Source organism: Paenibacillus sp. LS1 (assembly GCF_026013365.1).
GTDB lineage: Bacteria > Bacillota > Bacilli > Paenibacillales > Paenibacillaceae > Paenibacillus.
The window spans coordinates 217511-236943 of record NZ_JAPDOE010000004.1 but is presented as its reverse complement, the minus strand read 5'-3'; the positions used below and the strand labels follow the sequence as shown (position 1 = coordinate 236943).

The window sequence follows — 19433 nt, the reverse complement described above, 5'->3', positions numbered from 1 at the left end:
ATTAGTGGAGACACACGACAGAGTTATATTTCTAATTCCATTTAAGTTTCAGTCTTATCTTCGACAATCCGATAATGGATTCTGCGAACTATAATTTTTAGAATCATATATAGCGGAATAACGATGATCATACCCAAAATATTTCCCAGATCGGCACCTACAAGCAAAAGAATAACGGTAGTCAGTGGATGAATATCAAGCTGCTTGCCGTAGACGTAAGGCGAGATCAGGTTATCCTGAATTTGCTGTGCGATCACAATAATAACCAGGGACCAGATCGCCATCGAAGGTGATTCGATAAACGCGACAATGACAACCGGGATAGCTGCCAGCAAAGCTCCCACATAAGGAATAAAGTTCAAAATAATCGATACAACGGTCAGCAGCAACGCATACGGCAAACCTAAGATGAGAAAACCGATGTACATCAGAATCCCCAGGGCTACATTAACGATAACCCGGCCAACGATATAGTTGCTTAGTGCTTCATCGATCTCATGGACGGTTTCTTCCCCATCCTTCCGATAATGTCTTGGCAACAATAAGGTCAGATTCGTTCCAAACTTACTGCCTTCCTTAAGCATGTAATACAACATGATCGGGAACGTTGCCAGAATGATAACCAGATTGGATACCACGGAGAATAACCCGGAGACATAATCGGTTACTTGAGTGATCCCTTGGCTCAGAACATCGGAAATTCGTGAGAATAGATTGGAATCATCAGGCAGATATCTGGAAACAAAATTACTCTCCTCAAGTGCATTCAACTGGTCGCTGAGTGAAGTAACCAACGCTGGAGCATTCTCCACAAAATTCATCAGTTGTTCTCTCAATGAAGGCCATACCAGCACACTGAAACCAGCAAGTATCAATGCAGTCACGACATAAATAATCAGAACTGACAATGCACGCTTGATCTTATGCCTTTCCATATAATCGACGAGCGGGCGCAGCAGATAATAGAAAAAACCAGCAATCAGCAGCGGAATGATGATGATGTGAATCAGTGAGGTCAGGGGGCTGAAAATAAAGTTTACTTTATCCCCCAGATACACGATGAGCAGCAGCAGAATAATCGCTGTGCAGATGCGGTAGAACTTGTTGTTTATCAAGAAACGTGATCCCTCCATGCGCTGCGTTGCCAAAGTGACTGCGGCGTTGATATGTATATCTAGTCATTTACTTATGAGAGCTTTTTTCATAAATCCCCTGAGCGTCTTCCAATCAGCAAGATAGAGATCGAAATGATCCTATTCGTCTATATCTTGTACCCGTGAGCGGTGAAATTCGAATTATGAAAAACGCTACTGATACTAAGTACCCTTAAATGACAGTCATGCCACAGCCGATGCTGAATATACACTTTTTTTCATCCCAAAATAGCATTGAAGCAAAAAAAAAGAAGCAGGCGTTAGCCTGCCACATCTCTTTTGCTGAATACAACCCAGGAAATCACCATGAAAATAACATAATATGCTGCCAGGACTGCAATGGAGAAACCAAGTGTCATTCCTGCACTCGGACCACCCATTAGTGCAAAATCCGCCCCGGAGCTCATGTATTTGCTAAGATCCATGTTGTTGAATAGAACATACTTGGCCCACTCATAACGGTCTGGATTAAATATGAGTGAGAAAATACTTTGCGAGAACATAATGAACAAGGATAATCCAATTGCAAGTGCGCCTGAACGAAATACAGAGGACACCATGAAGGCAATCGCAAGTGTAATGAACAGATCGACGTACAAATATCCCCATAGTGTCAGAGCATTCGTAGCCGGACTACTGCTTCCTCCCGGAGCATCATGCGAGAAAAGGATATAGGATGTTAACATCGCCATCACGATGACCAGCAATGTACTGACAATACTGAAGCCAATGACGGTCAGGTATTTGGAAGCGAGAACTTTGCTTCGTGACCATGGACGGATCAGCAATAACTTAATGGTACCCCAGGTGAATTCGCCCGCGACCGATTCCGCTGCAATCACAACACAGAAAATCGTGTTCAAGAAAAACGTAATCTGGATGGTCGTCACAGCCGCTTCCCAGTACAAAACTTCATTGGATCCCATGCCTTCTCGCAGTAACACTGGCATTAACAGCGAGATCAGTGCCAAAATCGATAACATGATCCAGGTACGGGGACGGCGGAAGATTTTCATATTTTCATTCAATATCAGATTACCGAAACTACCCAATGCCTCCACCCCCAGTGACTTGCAAGAATTGTTCTTCCAGGGTGTGAGTCACGTTACGAATACCGTATACCTGAAACCCTTCGCTAACCAGCTTGGCATTGATATCCGGAATCTGCTCGCGAGACACCCGTGCCACCAGGACATTGCCCTGTACAGTAGCACCCTGAATCAGGTCCGCAGCGCGGTCTGCATCATTCAACTCAAAAGCAACTTCAATTAATGCATCCGAACCTGCTTCAGCCCGAAGGTTTCTTACATCAATTAACTTGCCGTTCTGGATGATGGCTACGGTATCACACATCAGTTCCATCTCCGACAGCAAATGGCTGGATACGAAGACCGTAATGCCTTCCTCTTGGGTCAGCTGACGCAAATAATCTCTCAGTTCCCGTATACCCTGTGGGTCCAGACCATTGGTCGGCTCATCCAGTACAAGCAGCTTCGGTTTATGTAATATCGCTTGCGCGACACCCAGACGCTGGCGCATGCCCAGTGAGTAGGTTTTGACTTTATCGTGGATACGGGCCGTAAGCCCCACACGCTCAATCGTTTCCGCAATACGTTCTTTCGTAACTCCCGGCGACATGCGGGCAAAGTGAACAAGATTCTGGTATCCAGTCAGAAACTTGTACATCTCCGGATTTTCCACAATGGCTCCGACCTGCGCTACCGCCTGCTCAAACTCATTCTTCACACTGTGGCCCGAAATGAAAATATCACCTTTACTGATGGACATCAGTCCAACCATCATTCGAATCGTCGTTGTTTTTCCCGCGCCATTAGGTCCTAAAAAACCAAAAACCTGCCCCGGAGAAATATCCAGAGTCAGGTCGCTGACCAATGATCGGGAGGATATGATCTTGCTGACGCCCTGAATCCGGACGACCGGCTCCTGCTGCATTCAATCCCCTCCTTCATGGACGAGCATATAGCTCATGCCCGTTTCTCATATGCACATAGTGTATCATAATCTTTAGTATATTGTCCCGCAAACTGGGATTTCCCCTGACGTTTCACTTCAACTACACACGCTTCACAGCATCCAAGCGGCATTTCACTCCGGTAGAATCCGGTGCGAAATACGTGATTGCCTCCATAGCCCTCTTCCTTCATTTCGACAGAGCTTCTAGCGACCGACACAATCATCCCACAACTGACACAGTAAAAGCGGCCCGTTTCGATCAATGATATTCCTTCCCCTCACAAGGAGCTTAGAAGTCCCTGTTATTTGTCGTTAGACGCTGAAAATTGATACATTTTGTATCTACCTCGTAATTTACTTGACACCGGGACTAATGTCAAGGCTTTACAGCCATAAAAACAGGTGAAATACAAAAAAAACTCCATAAATGCGACAAAAGTCTCGCATTTATGGAGCATCGTGTTAGGTAAATGATACAATTCGGTGCAACGTATGGGTGAATATCATTATGACTTAATTTCAGTCTTTTTGACAATGATGCTTAATTATTCACTGTTGTTATCCTGCGAGGCACCCTCATTCTTCTCATTCGGATAATACCAGAGTAAAGTCCACTCATCGCCATCCTCTACCAGATAACAGGTCTGCACAATATCGAATTGTCCAAAGGTACCTGAGTACTTCTGAGTAACCCGGATTTTGTAGGCTTCTGAGAAAGGCTTCACACCATCCACCACTGTTACATCGAACTCGCGCTCCGGCTTCTCCATCTCCAGCTCAAAGGTTTCCACACCAAAATGCTGCATGAATATATGTGCTCTATTCTGTACATAAGCACTCTTTGGAAACCGCTCTTTCATCAAGGGATGAAACAGTTCCCACGAACTGCCGAAGTCACCCGTCTGCTCATATTTGTAGAACTCTTCGGCAACAGCCGCAGCTTCATCCGGTGTATCTGCCCGAAACAAATACGGAATGGTTCTACCGATCAACCATAGCAATATCAGTATGATCGCTATGAACCCGATCTTCTTGAGCAAAGCATTCCTGTTCCTTCTTCGCAGCATGTCCAGTCCTCCTTGTCCTCCATCCATATTTATGATGGATGGTAGACAAGTAGAAGCAGGTTTTGCAGACAGCATTTCCTGGGAAATCACGTTCTTTAGCGACGGGAGCGTCTAGTTGATCTTAATTTCCGATAGATCGCTACGCCCGCTATCCATAACATCACACCACAGAAACCACCCACCAGATCAACTCCCACATCTCGAATGGAAGCTGTCCGATTGGGGCTGAAACGTTGTATATATTCATCAATGGATGCGATCACGAGAACAGTAGCCAGTGCAACTCCTATACAAGTCTTCATGCGGCTTCTGCGATAACGCATCGCACAATAGACGAGTACAGCCAGGACAGCATAGACAAATACATGCGCACTTTTACGAAATATGAACTCAACAAAGTCATAGGGTCGTTTGTTCAGTGAATAATGATGCTCACCATAAGTGAACTGGATATCAGGCAGCGTTAACATCCACTGTATTTTCTCAGACCATTGATGAAGCCAAGGCTGAATCGTTTGCTGCTGATAGGATTGTGCGGACATGGACCAGATGAACAAAATCCATGACATAATCAGGAGCACCGAGATCAGGTATCCGTATCTTCTCCGCTTATGGTTATGTCGCCTACGCCGGGAGCCCTCCTCTATTAGGATTGTAATCACCACTTTCATATCTCTTTCTATACTTCTTATAGTGCGAGGTACAGATTATTGAACAAATGAGCCTGTAAATAATCCACGACCATTCGTACCTACATAGACCTTCCCATATGTCTGGCGATCAGCCTCCATCACTTGGGGCTCATTACCGAGACCGATGCCGGTCGCAGGTGTGATGTTATTCCAGGTAAGTCCCATATTATCGGAACGGAAGAATCCTTTGACCTGATTGACCGTGCCATAGATAAAGACAGCAGGATTAGCCGCTCCTGATTTCCCTTTTCCAAAAGCAAACAGCTCAGACGATTGTACATTTTGTATCTTGGTGAACGTAGCCCCGGAAGTGCTGGAAGCATACAAGCCCGCTCCCCCCAGACTCACCCAGACTACATTTTCCATTCCCGGTGCAGCCTCCACCTTGATTTTTTCACTCTGCGGTAATGCAGCTGCATTCGCCTTTGTCCAGTTAGCCCCGCCGTTAGTTGTTCGATATAAATGTCCAGAGGAATACACATAAAACTTATTGCCATTCGTTCGATCTGCCGCCAGCGTTTGATTATAGGTAAATATGGAATCTCCACCAGGATTATTTGGTGGAAGTCCACTCATACTTTGCCAGGTTACGCCCTTATTCGTGCTCCTCACCGCGTTACCGGTTTGTGGTAAATAAATAATCAAATTTGGATTCGAAGCCGAATAAGCTACACGCCCCAATTGGGAGCCGGCAGGAACATTCACAGAGGTAGTCGTCAGCCCATTATCGTTTGACACAAATAGCTTGGTGATGGTTCCATACCAGTCGTTACTACCCAAATATATGATCTGATTAGGATCTGCCTCGTGATAATCAATGCTAACCACTTCCTGCATTCCTGCAAGAGGAAGCTTCTTGATCGGGGTGTTATACACATCCGAATGCCTGAATCCAACTTGATCGGCCACACCACTAAATAAAGAAGCCCCGGAAGGTGGTGTCGCAGCTGTTAAGGCAACGACTTCCTCGTGTCCATCGGTAAGCGCATCCCATTGCGTCATCGGCTGTGTAATGTTATCTGTCTTAAATACCCCTGACCAGTCGGATGCATATACTCTTCCGGGATGATGGGGATCAAACACAACACTTGATGTCGCCGAAAAGAACATGTTGGAAGTCCACCATGGGGGTCTGTCGTTTAACGTTTTGTTCACGCTGGTCCAGGTTTGACCACTATTGGTGGAGCGATATAAGGGTAAGTTACTGCCGCCCGTTCGAACAGCAACCAGAATGTGGTTATCATTGGAGGGATCAATGCTAATGCCATAATAGGATGAATATGCTGAACTCGGGGTAATATTGGTCCATTGCTTTCCATTGTATTTCAGAACTCCACGGTTATCCGTAGTCACATACAAAATCCCACTTTTGGATACCGTCATCCGCGCTGTACTCTCTGGGCTATTCCTGATCAATTCCCAAGTCATCTGGCCATTGCTTCGTTTCATTTTGGAAAAGATTCCAATACCTCTTACTCCCGCATACACAACTTGCTCATGCTTAGCTGCTGGGTTAACTCCATATACAACACTCCGGATTCCCTGCCCTGAAAGCCCATAGGGGACCTCACGTACCTGGCTCCATGTATCTCCGCCATTACTGGATGTATATAATCCATCGTATCTTGTGCCCACATGCAGGTAGTTCGAGTTCAATGGATTGACAGCAATACTCTCCCCCATTGCCCTATGAATATTTCCATTCGACGCATTACGAAGATTCAATCCCGTTCGGGTCCATGTCAAGCCCCGGTCTATCGACTTCAGAATGTCACTGGGACTTCCATTCGCATACTTTCCGGCAGCAACATAGATGATATCCGGATTCTGCTGATCCAGAGCGATGCTATCTATCCCGTATAGATTACTTTGGTCAGGTTCAATATGATCCAATAAAGGAATCCACCTGTTATATTCGGGATCTAGCCGATAGACACCGCCAATATCCGTACGAGCATAGACCAAGTTGGGCTCTGTTGGGTGAACAACAACCGCTGTAACGTAACCTCCACCGCCAATGGGTATTTGATCCCATTGATAACTTTCAGCAGACTGAACAACATTCTGGGTTGTCGGAATCATAAGTGTATACATTAAAATGACGATCAATACCAATTTAGGCAGCCTGAACATACGCATGTGGTTCACCCCTTATCCATTTAACCGGAGTGTTCTTTGATCAACTGATGTATCCGATTCTTCTCTGACTGTTCCACCATATAGTAATATACTCCGTCGATCTTCTTACCTGTACCTTTAATTTCAACCGATTCTACATGCTCCAGCACGTTACGATAATTACTGAGCATCTGCTTCATTTCATCAAATGAAACGTCTGTTTTGACATGTTCGCTCACTTCTCCGAGCAACGACTCCAACTGAAATACAGTAGATATCTGAACGGTGTTTTTCAATACCTGTTTGATAATTTCACGCTGCCGATCATTTCGTCCCAGATCACCCTTGGGATCATCATACCGCATGCGTGAAAATCCCAGTGCACTCGCACCATCCAAGTGGACGGTGCCCTTCTCAAATCGATGACCCTCATATTCAAAGGCAAAAGGATTGTGGACATCTACCCCACCAACCAAATCGATGACCTTAGCGAATCCTTCCATATCCACCTTCAAATAATAGTCTATGGGTACTCCGAGGAATTGTTCAACCGTCTGCACAGACATGTTCACACCACCAAAGGCATAGGCATGGTTGATCTTATCCTCTGTTCCATGCCCCACGATGCTCGTGCGCGTATCCCGGGGGATATTGAACATGAGTATCGATTTTTGAGCGGGATTCACACTGAGCACGATCATGGTGTCTGAGCGTCCGCGATCATTGGCTCGCTCATCCACACCCAGAATCAGGGCGTTGAAAGGTTCCTGATTCTCCATGTCAATCGGGAACCTGCCTCCTCTGTTATCCACAATAGATACCTGTTTGATGGGGTCCCGGGGCTCATAGATGTTGTCTGCAGCTGATTTCACATGAAGGTACAGATAGATTGCGTAACCAAGTACAATGGCTATCATAAGGATGAGAACTGCCAACGAAATTTTGATCCCCAGTTTGAGTTTCATGTTCATGCCTCCGGTTACAGAACTGCGGTTTTTCTTCCATCAATATTCGTTAATCCCGGGCGACCTACAGAGTAATATTGAAAAGCAGTATCCTTGATCTGGTCTTCTTCATAAATATTTCTTCCATCAATTAAAATCGGTTGCTCCATATGCATTGCCAGTTCGGTCAGATCTACCTCCATAAATTCCTTCCATTCGGTGAGGACACAGAGTGCATCAGCACCCTCGGCGGCTTCCATTGCACTAGAGGTCCAGGTTATTGATGGTGAATCAACCTCCTTTCGGAAATTTTCCGTAGCAATGGGATCGTAAGCTTTAACCGTTGCTCCCTGATCAAGCAGACGCTGAATAATTTCAACCGCTGGTGCATCACGTACATCATCCGTGTCCGGTTTGAAAGCAAGACCCCAGACTGCAATTTGTTTGCCTTCCAGTACGTCTAATGCCTCTTCCAGTTTACGAATCACATTGAATCGTTGATCCTTGTTCACTTCCACCACGGATTTCAGCAGTTTGAAGTCATAATCTACATTACCTGCAATTTGAATCAGGGCTTGTGTATCCTTAGGGAAACAGGAACCTCCATATCCAATGCCTGCCTTGAGAAAAGATGCACCGATTCGTCTGTCGTACCCCATTCCTTCAGCAACCCGACTGACATCCGCTCCTACCTTTTCACAGATATTAGAAATTTCATTGATAAAGGAAATCTTGGTTGCCAGGAAAGCATTGGAGGCATACTTAATCATTTCCGCCGAACGAATATCCGTTACAATAATCTGATCGGTTAGTGGCTGATGCAGTTCCTTCAACGTGGTGACCGCTCTCTCACTGTTTGTTCCAATTACAATTCGGTCAGGATACAATGTATCCTTCACAGCCGTGCCTTCCCGAAGGAACTCAGGTACCGATGCCATGTCGAACGGATGACTCGTCAAACTGCTGATCCATTCCTGAATGCGATCATTGGTTCCGACAGGAACAGTGCTTTTAGTCATTATTATTTTATAATTATCCATAAAAGAACCAATTTCTCGCGCAACAAGCTCAATATAACTCAGATTCGCTTCCCCATTCGGCAGTGATGGTGTTCCTACCGCGATGATAATGATATCTGAACGATGGATGGCATCCTGAATGTTGGTGGTGAAGGTCAGCCTGCCTGCTTTCATATTGGAAGTCATGACTTCCTTGAGTCCCGGTTCATAGATTGGAACATGACCACCCGTCAGCATAGTCACTTTTTCTACATTATTGTCGACGCAGATCACGTTATTTCCCAGTTCTGAAAAACATACGCCCGATACCAAACCTACATAACCTGTTCCAATTACCGTAATATTCATTCCAACATCTCCCCCATATCATAAAGTCTTGGTTAAACGTGCTTCATATAAGTCTGAACAATGTCCTGCCATTCGGTGGATACTCTAACGATATCTTCTTCAATCAGCTGACTTCCGATCTGTACTTCGATGATCTCCAGCTCAGTAACCGCTCTGACGGAATGAAGCATGCTTCGATCGATAATTACCGTATCTCCCTGGCTGATCGTTCGACGCTTGCCATCCAGAATCAGCTCCCCTGATCCCGATACAACCGTCCATACCTCATTGCGGAGCAGATGATATTGATAGCTCAGGTTCTTCCCGGCACTAATGCAGATTCGTTTGGTGAGAACCTCGCCGCCGGTTTCATTTCTCGTATAATCCAGCACCCGGTAGCACCCCCATCGGCGCTCCTCATACATGGGGCGTTGATCCTCGTTTTTCACGATCTCTTTGATTCGTGGACTTGCTTCTTTGTCACTGACCAGAATGCCATCCGGACTCACAGCCACCACCACACCGGACAGCCCCAAGACGGCAACTGGAATGTTCAATTCATTGATCAGGTGAGTATCGTGCGAATCATCTGTAATCCAGCCTTTTCCTACCACCGAAGTTCCCATCTCTTCCGTAAGTGTGTTCCACGTGCCCAGATCCTTCCAGAAGCCGTTGTAAGGAATGGCAATAACCTGATTCGCCTTCTCGACAACCTGGTAATCAAAACTGATTTTCTGCAATCGTCCATATTGTTTCAGCATCTCGTCGTACTGTATGGGCAACTCCATCTCAATGAGTAAATTGATCAAATACTCCAGCTTAAAAGCAAAAACCCCGCAATTCCATAATGCAGCCTGCTCAATCATGAGGGCTGCATCGGATTCGCAGGGTTTCTCCTGGAACTTCGCTACATGAACGTATTCGTTGCCACTTCCACTGGAAGATGAGGATTGCGGAATGATATATCCGTACTTCTCTGACGGGTAGGTCGGCACCACTCCCATTAAGGCCAGATCGGCACCTGACTTATCGAGCATCTCAGGTAAGGTAGCCAGAACCTCGAAGAATTCCTTTTCAACAAATGGATCTACTGGCAATACAGCAACCGTTTCACTCAGACTCACGCTTTCCACCGAGTACAGATAAGAAGCGGCGAGTGCAATGGCAGGAAACGTATCTCTGCGCTCCGGCTCCACGACTAGTCTCACATCATCTCCAAGCTGTGAAGTCAAAATCTCGACCTGTGGCAGACTGGTTGCAATTAACGCCTGTGATGCAAGTCCCGCATGATTCAGTTGCCGCCATACCCGTTGTACCATCGATTCCGGGTTGCCATCGGGTCCATGAAGCACTTTAAGAAATTGCTTGGATCTTGAATCGTTGGATAAAGGCCAGAGACGCTTGCCCGAACCACCGGATAACAAAATACTTCTCATAGGGCTGCTCCATCCGAGAGCACAACCGCCCCAGATCCTTTACCTGCCTTGGCTGGTTGGTTATATGTGCTGGTCTGACCAGCTTCCAGTCTGCCTACCGGATTGTTCCGCGTCCAGGCTGTATAATAATTCGAGTTCTTGCCATACGAATTGTCCAGCAGGATGTTCGGTTGGTCCAGAAGACAAGCCAGAATATGTCCGTGCAGACGAGATGTCGTGACGGTTCTGTATTTATTGAATTCCTTTACGGCCGTATGTACCATCCGATCAGAGTATTTGTACCACAACCAGCGGGCGAGAGCGTTGCCTTTCCCTGATTTCAACCGGGATGAGATCATGCGAATGATCTTCCGGTCTACCCGGCTGTACAATGTCTCCCAGTCTTTAAACGTGGCTTTGGGCCCACTGATGGATTCGTAATGTACCTGATTCTGGGTTTTCTCAATATCTTTCCGAAAGAAATAGAGCATCTCGGCAACAGGTTGGCTTTTGGACTTGAGAGGCCACAACTGATGCGCCATATCCGGAGAGAGATACACGTTCGTTTGCTGAAACTCTTTACTCGCAATCTCATAAGATAATGTATCCCGGACAAAAAAGTGTACATCCTTATGACGATTGAATACCTGTGCTGTCTTTTTTAATTCAATATCACTTTTGTAAAACATCGTCTGAGGCAGAATGACAATCCGGTGATTCGGATGCTGGGCAATCATTCGTTCTCTCAATTTCTGATGAGCCGGGTACAGATCGCCAAAGTTACCTCCACCGTGCAGCACGATCGTGATACCTTCCGGTACCTTGAGGGACAAAGGGCAATCCAGGATGCTGTATCTGGCAAGTACATTAATATGATTGTCTCGGAAGAAAGCTTCCGTACCTTTCATAATCAACAAGTCTCCACCATTGCTGTGAACCGGGTAATCCAGATAATAGATATCGGTACGCGGGGGAATGACCTTCAGAATCTGAAGTAAGTGTCCCTTCAACTCTTCCATGGGATGAATATTGTTAGTGCCCAGCATCTCCATCTCCTCCTTGGGTGACTCTTCTTTTTTTATTCAACCGTTCAACTAGGAAAGTAATATCCTTCTTGTCAAAAAACATGCCACTGAAATTGACTTTAAACGCGATCTTCATCGCTGCAACGGTGACCAACATACGCACGATCGAGCCGAGGAGCAGGGCAATGGCGATACCGTTGAGTCCCCATAGGGGAGTCAGCACAAAAAACAGCCCAATCGTGACTGACAACGCAATGAGTTGTCTGATCATAACCAATCCCGGTCTTCCCAAAGCATTGAATGCAGAAGCAAGAATCCAGGAACCACCGCCAATAATACATTCAAACGCCAAAATATAAAATGCCTGACTCGCCTCCAAAAATTCCTTACCGAACAAAACACCCATCAACCAATTCCCTATAAACATGGTTGGCACAACGATGATCGTCATGATAATTAAAGAGAGTCGGAATGCTCTCCCAACGGTACGAATGACCTGATCCTGTGGTAATCCGGTGACCTTTGGGAATACAACACTGCTTATTGCATTTTGCACCGCATTATAGATGCGAGATAACGCAAAGACGACGGAATAGAGTCCGAAATCTCTAGGCGTGAGCAGAGCCAATATAATAATCTTGTCGAACTGGGTGTAGAGGGTGCCGAGGAGTTCCACACCAAAAACCCGACTGCCGTAACCAAACAGATTTTTGGCTGCCTTTCGATCGATCGCCTTGGTAAACCACTTAAACTGCAGGCTATCTCTGAGCGTATATGCTGCCCATGCGACAACAATCACTGAACTCGCTATGGATACAAAAGAAGCCATTCCAATGCTCATCGCACCAAGCAACCATAACGAGATCATGACAATCACTTTCAGCACCGGATTATATAACCGTATCCCGTTATAGACCTGGAACCTGTCACGGCTCTGCGACAGAGCAGATAACAGATTAATCAGGATCAGCACAGGAATACTGGTGACGGTAAACCAGCGGGAAATCGCAATGACCTCTGGCGGATAATCCGCCATCCAGGAAGGCATATAGATCCAGGCAATCGCTCCAAGGATAAAGCTAATCGGAATTTGGACCATGAAGCTAAGTCGCAGATATTCAGCGCTTTTTTCCGCAGCTTCCCGTTTCAGGTTATAGATAATCGAGGTTGGAAGTCCCCAACTTACCAGGCCAATGAGAAATGTCGGCCAGAACAAGATCGCCGAAAAAGCTCCCTTACCTTCAACACCAAACATCCGAGAAGTAATAATCGAAGTAATCGTGGTAAAAACCATAATAATGACGTTTGTTCCACTGGTATGCACAATGGTCTGTAACAGACTGTTGCCTTTTAAGAGTTTGGGGAGCGCGAGTTGTGACATGAACTATTCCTCATTCCTTACTGTTATATCTGAGTATCCCGATGATCAGACCGTTCCGGTAGCAGATTTGAGCCAGTTGCCGGGTGAAACGCTTCGGACTGTAAATGCATAATAAGGCTCGAATAACTCCTTGCGCCAAACGGATAGCGTGTTTTACTGTTCGAATCGTACCCTTGTCTTTTTTGCGAACAGCATCACTGACGCCTTGCCAGAAGACACGTCGCAAAAACCAGTTCTTGGTCGTTCGTTCTTTGGATACCTTGTGTTGAACGGAGCCGAAGGGCGTATAAAACACTTTATGCTGGACCCTGATCCGCGCGATTAGCTCACTCTCTTCATTGGATAACAGGTTCTTCCCCACTCTACCCAGGTCCTCACGAAAAGGCGCGATGTCCTGAAAGAGCTGTGTACGAAACGCTACATTCGCACCGAACGGTATCGATGGATTAGGCATCTCAACCACATGGTCTGCATAATCCAGAATGGTATACAGCGACAGGTTCTCGCTAGGAATCCAGTCTGGCTTCTGGCTCTCCCAGAGAGGTTCAATCTTGCCCCCCACACATCCGATGGAAGTATCACTTTCGAACACGTCAACGATATGTTGGATCCATAACGGAGATGCGATAGCATCATCGTCTAGAAAAAGGATGTACTCGCCACGTGCTTCACGGATGGCTCGATTCCTTGCCGCCGATAAGCCCGGCTTTTTCTCCAGAACATACTTGACGTTATTTACGCCTTCGCTCGCCTGAATCTCCTGCACAAGCTGAACTGTACGATCGGTCGAATTGTTATCGATCACGATAATTTCAACGTCATATTCAACATGTTGCCTGATGGCACTATGAATGGATTCACTCAGATCATAGGCTCTGTTATACGTGCAAATGGCTACAGTGGCTTTCATTCGATCGTCCCCGCATCCTCATTGATTTAGATCGTATAGAGCGAAATCGTTCGCTTCGCGATCCCTGACCATTCCAACTTATCTAGCATAGATTGGAATCCATTGCCTTCCCTGAACTCGTCATCCTTGGCACGGATCTTTTTCATGGCTTCTTCCAGCCCCTCTTGATCCGAAGGGTCATATAATACTGCACAGTTCTCGGGCAAGTACTCTTCCATGAGCCCCATTCTTGGGGCAACGACAGGTTTACCAAAAGACAGTGCCAAAATTGCACTGCCTGATGTCGCAATATTTTTATACGGAAGAATCATCGAATCAATGGCTTCAAAATAATCCGAGTACTCCCCATCCTGAATAAAATTGAAATACGTGTGAATGCGATCCGAATGACCTATTGAATCCTCCAGATCATAGTCAGCAGCCTTCTTGCCAGCAATCAACAGATGAGCATCCTTCCAATCCAGATGGTTGAACGCCTTGATTAGATCATCCACCCCTTTATACGGCGAAACCTGACCAAAAAAAGCAAAGACATAGTCATTTGCCGGGATGTTAAAGAGGTCTCTGATGTTCTGCCCTGTTCGTCCATATACCCCCTGATAATGTCCATGAGGGATAACTTCAATCTTGTGCTCAGGCACATGAAACGTCTCACTTACGCTGCGAATAAGCGGTTTGCCCATCACGATCAGTTTGGTACAATTCCGCACCAGAAACGTCCTCATCCAGTAATCATGCCACGTTTTGCCACTGTTATGCGGCCATATGTTATGAACCGTCCAGAACAACTTCGCACCCTTTAGTCGCACATACATAATCATGAGAATGAAAAATATGGACTTGATGAATGTCGAGAACGCGTTGTTTCCTTTGTAATAAAAACTTGGCCAGTGAAAATGAAGTACATCATTTTTACGGACATGTTTTAAGTCTTTTTTGGAAAAATGCTTCACATCCCATCCCTGATCTTCGATGGACTGTGATAATAATTCGTTGAATTTGTTCGTCTTGATCATTTTGGGCAACATGTAAACTACAGGTTCACGCATGACTACACCTCTGCTTTAGGCTGTTCCTTTATACTCTTCTTTGCTCAACGCTTCGCTACGGAACTGTTTTCTCAAGCGATAACCGACCAGTATGGTCCGGATATTGCGCTTGAACAACGTGAAATTTTTCCACCATGGATAAAGAGCCAACGTATTTTTGAGAAAAAGAACATTTCGCTTCGGGTTCTTGGACCACTCCATCATGCGATAATGATGAAGTTGACGCCTCTTTTGTTCCTCGCTCATATCCTTGTAATACTTGATCAGCACTTTTCGTTGTCCCTGAAACTTTTTCTTGGATGAGGTCGAGATGCGTGGACCCTGATGGATATAAATATGAACAAGGGGTTCCCTGATATTGATAGCATGATGTCCTCTTTGCAGAATACGAAGATAGAAATCATAGTCTTGTGCCGAGGTTAATTGTTCATCAAACATGACGGAGCGTGCCAACTGGGTCTGCACCATAATTTTGGAGGTTTCACCGATCCAGTTATAGGTCAGCAAATCCGCATAGAATACGAGATCACGGGATTCAACCGATACCTTCCTGCGAGTCACCTTGTGATCCTGATCCACATAGACAAGGACTTTACTGCAAAAACAGAAGAGTCCTTTATTTTGCTCCAGGGCTTGAGTCTGGGATTGAATTTTATCAGGCAGCCACTGATCATCATCGTCCAGGAACGCAATATATTTTCCATTGGCACGTTGTATCCCTAAATTTCGGGCATGATTGGCACCTTGAGCATATGGAACCTGGATATATTGTATTCTGTGATCTTCCTTGGTCCATGCTCTGCATACCTCTTCGGTGTGATCCTGTGAGCCATCATCAACAATAATAATTTCCAGAAAGGGATAGGTCTGCTCCAGCACACTTGCCATAGCCTTTTTCAACAATTCAGCGCGATTATGCGTTGTTATAATACAACTTACCAATGCTTCCATAGAACCACCTTTCCCTTGAAACTAGGACACTTTCATGTGCACCTTGTCATAAATGGACGATAAATTTTCAATGAGACTGTTCATATTGAACTTGGATGTGACCAGTTCCTTATTGTTCAATCCCATCTGCATTCTCAGTTCCTTATCCAGAATAAGTCTCTCCAGCACATGGGTCAGAGCTGCAACATCCCCTGGTTCAACGAGAAAACCATTCAGCTCATCTGTAATGACTTCCGGTATGCCACCCACCCGAGTAGAAACAATCGGCAAACCTTCATTCATAGCCTCCAGAATTGCCATCGGAAGCCCTTCATGATAAGAAGGTAGAACCAGCAGATCCGCATGGTGAAGCAAACGTTCCTTCTCCTCGCCTCTAATCCACCCTGGCACTTCCACGTATTCTGTGATGCCGTAACGTTCAACCAGCGCACGAACTTCATTAACTTCGCCATCACCAGCCAGTGTAAATACTGCTTCGACCCCTCGTTGCTTCAATAGTTGAATAGCTAACAGGAGATCATACACACCTTTTCTCTTGCCAAGACGGCCCATGAACAAGCATCGTGGAATCTGACGTTCTTCTCTAACCGGAGGTTCTTTAATGAATACGCCATTATAGAGCACTTCGATTTTGGACTCAGGCACGATCTTGGAAAAAAAACTCTTCCATGTATACGACAGTACAATTAATTTATCCACTTGATTCAAGACATACTTGCATAGCTTCTGTTGCAACGGATGCCGATTATAGAAAACATCGAAACTGGAAGCATGAATATGCACAATCACCGGCACCCTGAATATTTTACGGCCCACGAGAATGAACAACGCTTTACGATAGAAACTCCCGTTATAAGACATATGAATATGAATCATGTCCGGTTTGAATGTAACGAGCTTCATGAGAAATTGAAGAAAGCCTTTAATGAAGATAAGTAGTCGTGCGAGCACGCTACCCGTAATGTAGGTTTCAATCCGCTGTAAATGGTACTGCTCAGCGATCAATGAATTTTCAATATTTACAATGACACTTACAATTCCGCCCATGTCCTTCGTAGAAGAACCTATGACCAGCACCTTAGGTTTCATCATTCCACTCCTTTTGAATCGTAACGAACCCATCCCATCAAAGAGAATTAATGTAACCCTTAATAGAGGAGAGCAACTGCGAGTTACTTTTCACATAGGGTTGAAAGTCGAGTTTATCAATATTGGCAATTAATGCGTGGAGTTCATCCTCGTTCTGAGCTACCGAAATATACCCTTTATCTTGAAATACCTTCGCGATCTCCAGTTGATGATTATCCACATGCTCCCCATGATCCTTCCGCCTTGGCATCACGATTACCTTTTTGTTCATCTGCAGTGCACTGGTAATGACCCCTACTCCCGCATGGGCCAGGACAAATTCACTTTTCTCAATATGCTCATTCATCTCTTCCTGATTAAAAAAAGGCTTTTGTTGATAATGAAGCGGCTTATATTCACTGTAACCGGATTGCACAAGAACCTCCGAAGGCATCTGCCCCTCCTGGATGAGATTGTCGACGGCTTTCAGTAGTCGGTTAAACTGGAATCGCTGTGTTCCAAGCACGACAAAGATCAAAATAAAGCCCCCCTATACTTCGCGTTCGGATAAGCCTCTTGAAGTGTCTCCCATTGGATATAAAATTCATCGGCAAACTTGTATATCATTCTCCCCGTCAGGGTTGGCGAATATATTTTGGCGTAACTTTCCACAAAAACAAGCTTAGCTCCCATCAATTTCCCGAGTAAACATAGAGGATATACCGCTCCGGCTCCAGTGGTAATCAGAACTTTCGGGCGTTCTTTCAGCAGAATGAACAACGAAGCTATGATATTGCGCAGCACAATAAACAGAAACAGGATATTCTTTCGCTCCTGCTGAGACAGGAAATAGGTTCGATTGGAAAGATTCAGTTTACTGCTCGCTTCGCTTTTTTCCGTTACCAAAAAGTAATCATGATCTTCTACCGCAGGAATTAGATTTAACAATTGATTCAGATGGCCTCCTGTGGAACTTACTAGACAGACTTTCATTGCACGATCTCCTTTCGATGGACAAGCTCCTCGGGATGATCAGGGACAACACGTTTCTCATCACTGATCTGATATAACGCATTAAGATACACACAAAAAGGAGCAATTAAATGAATGGTGGACAATGTATTGTCGACAAAAGAGTAAATGGAGAAGCCCACAATCATGCCAACAAAATAAGGTTTCACGAGGCGATTCAACTTGCTGTACACCTTTTTGTATACAAATAATAAGGCTCCAAAAATCAGCAAAGCCCCCACCAGTCCTCCATCATAATAAAAGCGGATGTATTCGTTATGGGGAACGGTAAAGCCTGAAAAGATACTGCCATCATTGGCAACTAAAGCAGAACCCAGTCCCTGACCAAAAATGGGGTACTCATTCGCTTTTTTGATAAAGAAGGCCCAGGCAGAATCTCTACCTGATAATCCCTTGCTCTCTTGCCTCAATTCATAATTGTCCCACTGTAAAAAAACCATCACGGAGACGGCTGCCAAAAATAAAACAACAGGAAGAAGAGCACTCGTTCTACCCTTCACAAATTTCCTTACATGGTCAAATAAATACATACACACGATGGGGATCAGCGCAAGTAAGGGTCCGCGGGTTCCCGTTTGAATCAAAATAATAAAATGCGTTAGCGTAAGAGCATAATTCAAGATCACCTGATTTTTGTATCGAATCTCCATCAGACAAACACAGATGGAAATAAAACAAAGCATCCCCAAATGTGCCGCAATATTGGCTCCCTGTAAACGACTGACGCCTGAACCCTCCAGATTGGTGATGGATAACATACCCGTTTGCTGCAGGATGAGACCACCAATCAAACTAAACACCGGAAGCCAGGCCAGAACTCTGATGATCCTTTTGCTAACATCCTTCGGAAAATTCACCATTAGTAACAGGAAGGGCACCACTAATCCCAAAAATGCTTTAAAGGGATCAAGTGGGCTCATCTTGCCTGGCATCACGGATAAAAAGTAACTCTGAACAAAGAGATACCCTACAGCCAAAGCTGGATAAATGAATTGTTTTTTCAGTCCATATCTCAAAAAGATAGGGAGTATGAAAAACAGGATCAGCAATTTGTAAAAGGAAGAAGCGTCAAAACCCATCATTTGCATTCTGAAGATTTTGTCCATGGATAGCGAGAATGTACCGATGACGATCATATAGACCCAACTTGGATGTTTCATATAAATCCCAAACAGAATCAGTAGGGCCAATGCCATGATCGAAATGATCGGTAAGTATACTGCCATGCCAATAATGATCAATGAGGAAAGAATGATATATAACGTATTCCCTCTAGAAGAAGCAAAATAGTCTGTTCTTTGCATATC

19 protein-coding genes are annotated in these 19433 nt (G+C 45.1%); all 19 read right to left on the bottom strand.

Annotation, left to right across the window (positions count from 1 at the left end):
• Positions 1–41: 41 nt before the first annotated feature.
• On the bottom strand, positions 42–1115 hold the full coding sequence (locus OM416_RS18240) for an AI-2E family transporter (protein WP_264931830.1): 1074 nt from the start codon (positions 1113–1115) through the stop codon (positions 42–44).
• A 299-nt stretch (positions 1116–1414) separates the two neighbouring features.
• Positions 1415–2206: an ABC transporter permease gene (locus OM416_RS18235; RefSeq protein WP_264931828.1), complete on the bottom strand. Its 792-nt coding sequence runs from the start codon at positions 2204–2206 to the stop codon at positions 1415–1417.
• Positions 2199–3107 (bottom strand): ABC transporter ATP-binding protein, encoded by a 909-nt coding sequence (locus OM416_RS18230; protein ID WP_062833055.1) that lies wholly within the window; start codon positions 3105–3107, stop codon positions 2199–2201. The genes OM416_RS18235 and OM416_RS18230 overlap by 8 nt, the downstream gene beginning before the upstream one ends.
• A 32-nt stretch (positions 3108–3139) precedes the next feature.
• Positions 3140–3391 (bottom strand): hypothetical protein, encoded by a 252-nt coding sequence (locus tag OM416_RS18225; protein ID WP_139331896.1) that lies wholly within the window; start codon positions 3389–3391, stop codon positions 3140–3142.
• A 282-nt stretch (positions 3392–3673) separates the two neighbouring features.
• Positions 3674–4195 carry a hypothetical protein gene (locus tag OM416_RS18220; RefSeq protein WP_145146426.1) on the bottom strand — a complete coding sequence of 174 codons (522 nt, stop codon included), beginning with the start codon at positions 4193–4195 and terminating at the stop codon, positions 3674–3676.
• Positions 4196–4290: 95 nt separating this feature from the next.
• A complete protein-coding gene (locus OM416_RS18215) occupies positions 4291–4764 on the bottom strand; it encodes a VanZ family protein (RefSeq protein ID WP_264931823.1) in 474 nt (157 codons plus the stop codon).
• Between the two features lie 138 nt (positions 4765–4902).
• Positions 4903–7026, bottom strand: coding sequence for a YCF48-related protein (locus OM416_RS18210; RefSeq protein WP_264931821.1), 2124 nt, complete (start codon positions 7024–7026; stop codon positions 4903–4905).
• Between the two features lie 20 nt (positions 7027–7046).
• Positions 7047–7970 (bottom strand): LCP family protein, encoded by a 924-nt coding sequence (locus tag OM416_RS18205; RefSeq protein WP_264931819.1) that lies wholly within the window; start codon positions 7968–7970, stop codon positions 7047–7049.
• Between the two features lie 14 nt (positions 7971–7984).
• Entirely contained in the window at positions 7985–9316 is a 1332-nt protein-coding gene (locus tag OM416_RS18200; RefSeq protein ID WP_264931817.1) for a UDP-glucose dehydrogenase family protein, read from the bottom strand.
• A 32-nt stretch (positions 9317–9348) separates the two neighbouring features.
• Positions 9349–10731: a sugar phosphate nucleotidyltransferase gene (locus tag OM416_RS18195; RefSeq protein WP_264931815.1), complete on the bottom strand. Its 1383-nt coding sequence runs from the start codon at positions 10729–10731 to the stop codon at positions 9349–9351.
• Positions 10728–11756, bottom strand: coding sequence for a polysaccharide pyruvyl transferase family protein (locus OM416_RS18190; protein ID WP_264931813.1), 1029 nt, complete (start codon positions 11754–11756; stop codon positions 10728–10730). Before OM416_RS18190 ends, OM416_RS18195 begins: the two co-directional genes overlap by 4 nt.
• Positions 11743–13116 (bottom strand): lipopolysaccharide biosynthesis protein, encoded by a 1374-nt coding sequence (locus tag OM416_RS18185; protein WP_264931811.1) that lies wholly within the window; start codon positions 13114–13116, stop codon positions 11743–11745. The genes OM416_RS18190 and OM416_RS18185 overlap by 14 nt, the downstream gene beginning before the upstream one ends.
• 10 nt (positions 13117–13126) lie before the next feature.
• A complete protein-coding gene (locus OM416_RS18180; RefSeq protein WP_264931809.1) occupies positions 13127–14026 on the bottom strand; it encodes a glycosyltransferase in 900 nt (299 codons plus the stop codon).
• A gap of 26 nt (positions 14027–14052) precedes the next feature.
• Positions 14053–15075 (bottom strand): glycosyltransferase, encoded by a 1023-nt coding sequence (locus tag OM416_RS18175; protein WP_264931807.1) that lies wholly within the window; start codon positions 15073–15075, stop codon positions 14053–14055.
• 15 nt (positions 15076–15090) lie between these two features.
• A complete protein-coding gene (locus tag OM416_RS18170; protein WP_264931805.1) occupies positions 15091–16026 on the bottom strand; it encodes a glycosyltransferase family 2 protein in 936 nt (311 codons plus the stop codon).
• A gap of 21 nt (positions 16027–16047) precedes the next feature.
• The gene (locus tag OM416_RS18165) at positions 16048–17118 is read right to left on the bottom strand and encodes a glycosyltransferase family 4 protein (RefSeq protein ID WP_264931802.1); all 1071 of its coding nucleotides are present in this window, start codon (positions 17116–17118) and stop codon (positions 16048–16050) included.
• 34 nt (positions 17119–17152) lie between these two features.
• Positions 17153–17632, bottom strand: coding sequence for a PssE/Cps14G family polysaccharide biosynthesis glycosyltransferase (gene pssE, locus OM416_RS18160; protein WP_264931800.1), 480 nt, complete (start codon positions 17630–17632; stop codon positions 17153–17155).
• The gene (pssD, locus tag OM416_RS18155; RefSeq protein WP_127551231.1) at positions 17629–18087 is read right to left on the bottom strand and encodes a PssD/Cps14F family polysaccharide biosynthesis glycosyltransferase; all 459 of its coding nucleotides are present in this window, start codon (positions 18085–18087) and stop codon (positions 17629–17631) included. Before pssD ends, pssE begins: the two co-directional genes overlap by 4 nt.
• Positions 18084–19430 carry an O-antigen ligase family protein gene (locus OM416_RS18150; RefSeq protein WP_264931797.1) on the bottom strand — a complete coding sequence of 449 codons (1347 nt, stop codon included), beginning with the start codon at positions 19428–19430 and terminating at the stop codon, positions 18084–18086. The genes pssD and OM416_RS18150 overlap by 4 nt, the downstream gene beginning before the upstream one ends.
• Positions 19431–19433 lie beyond the last annotated feature (3 nt).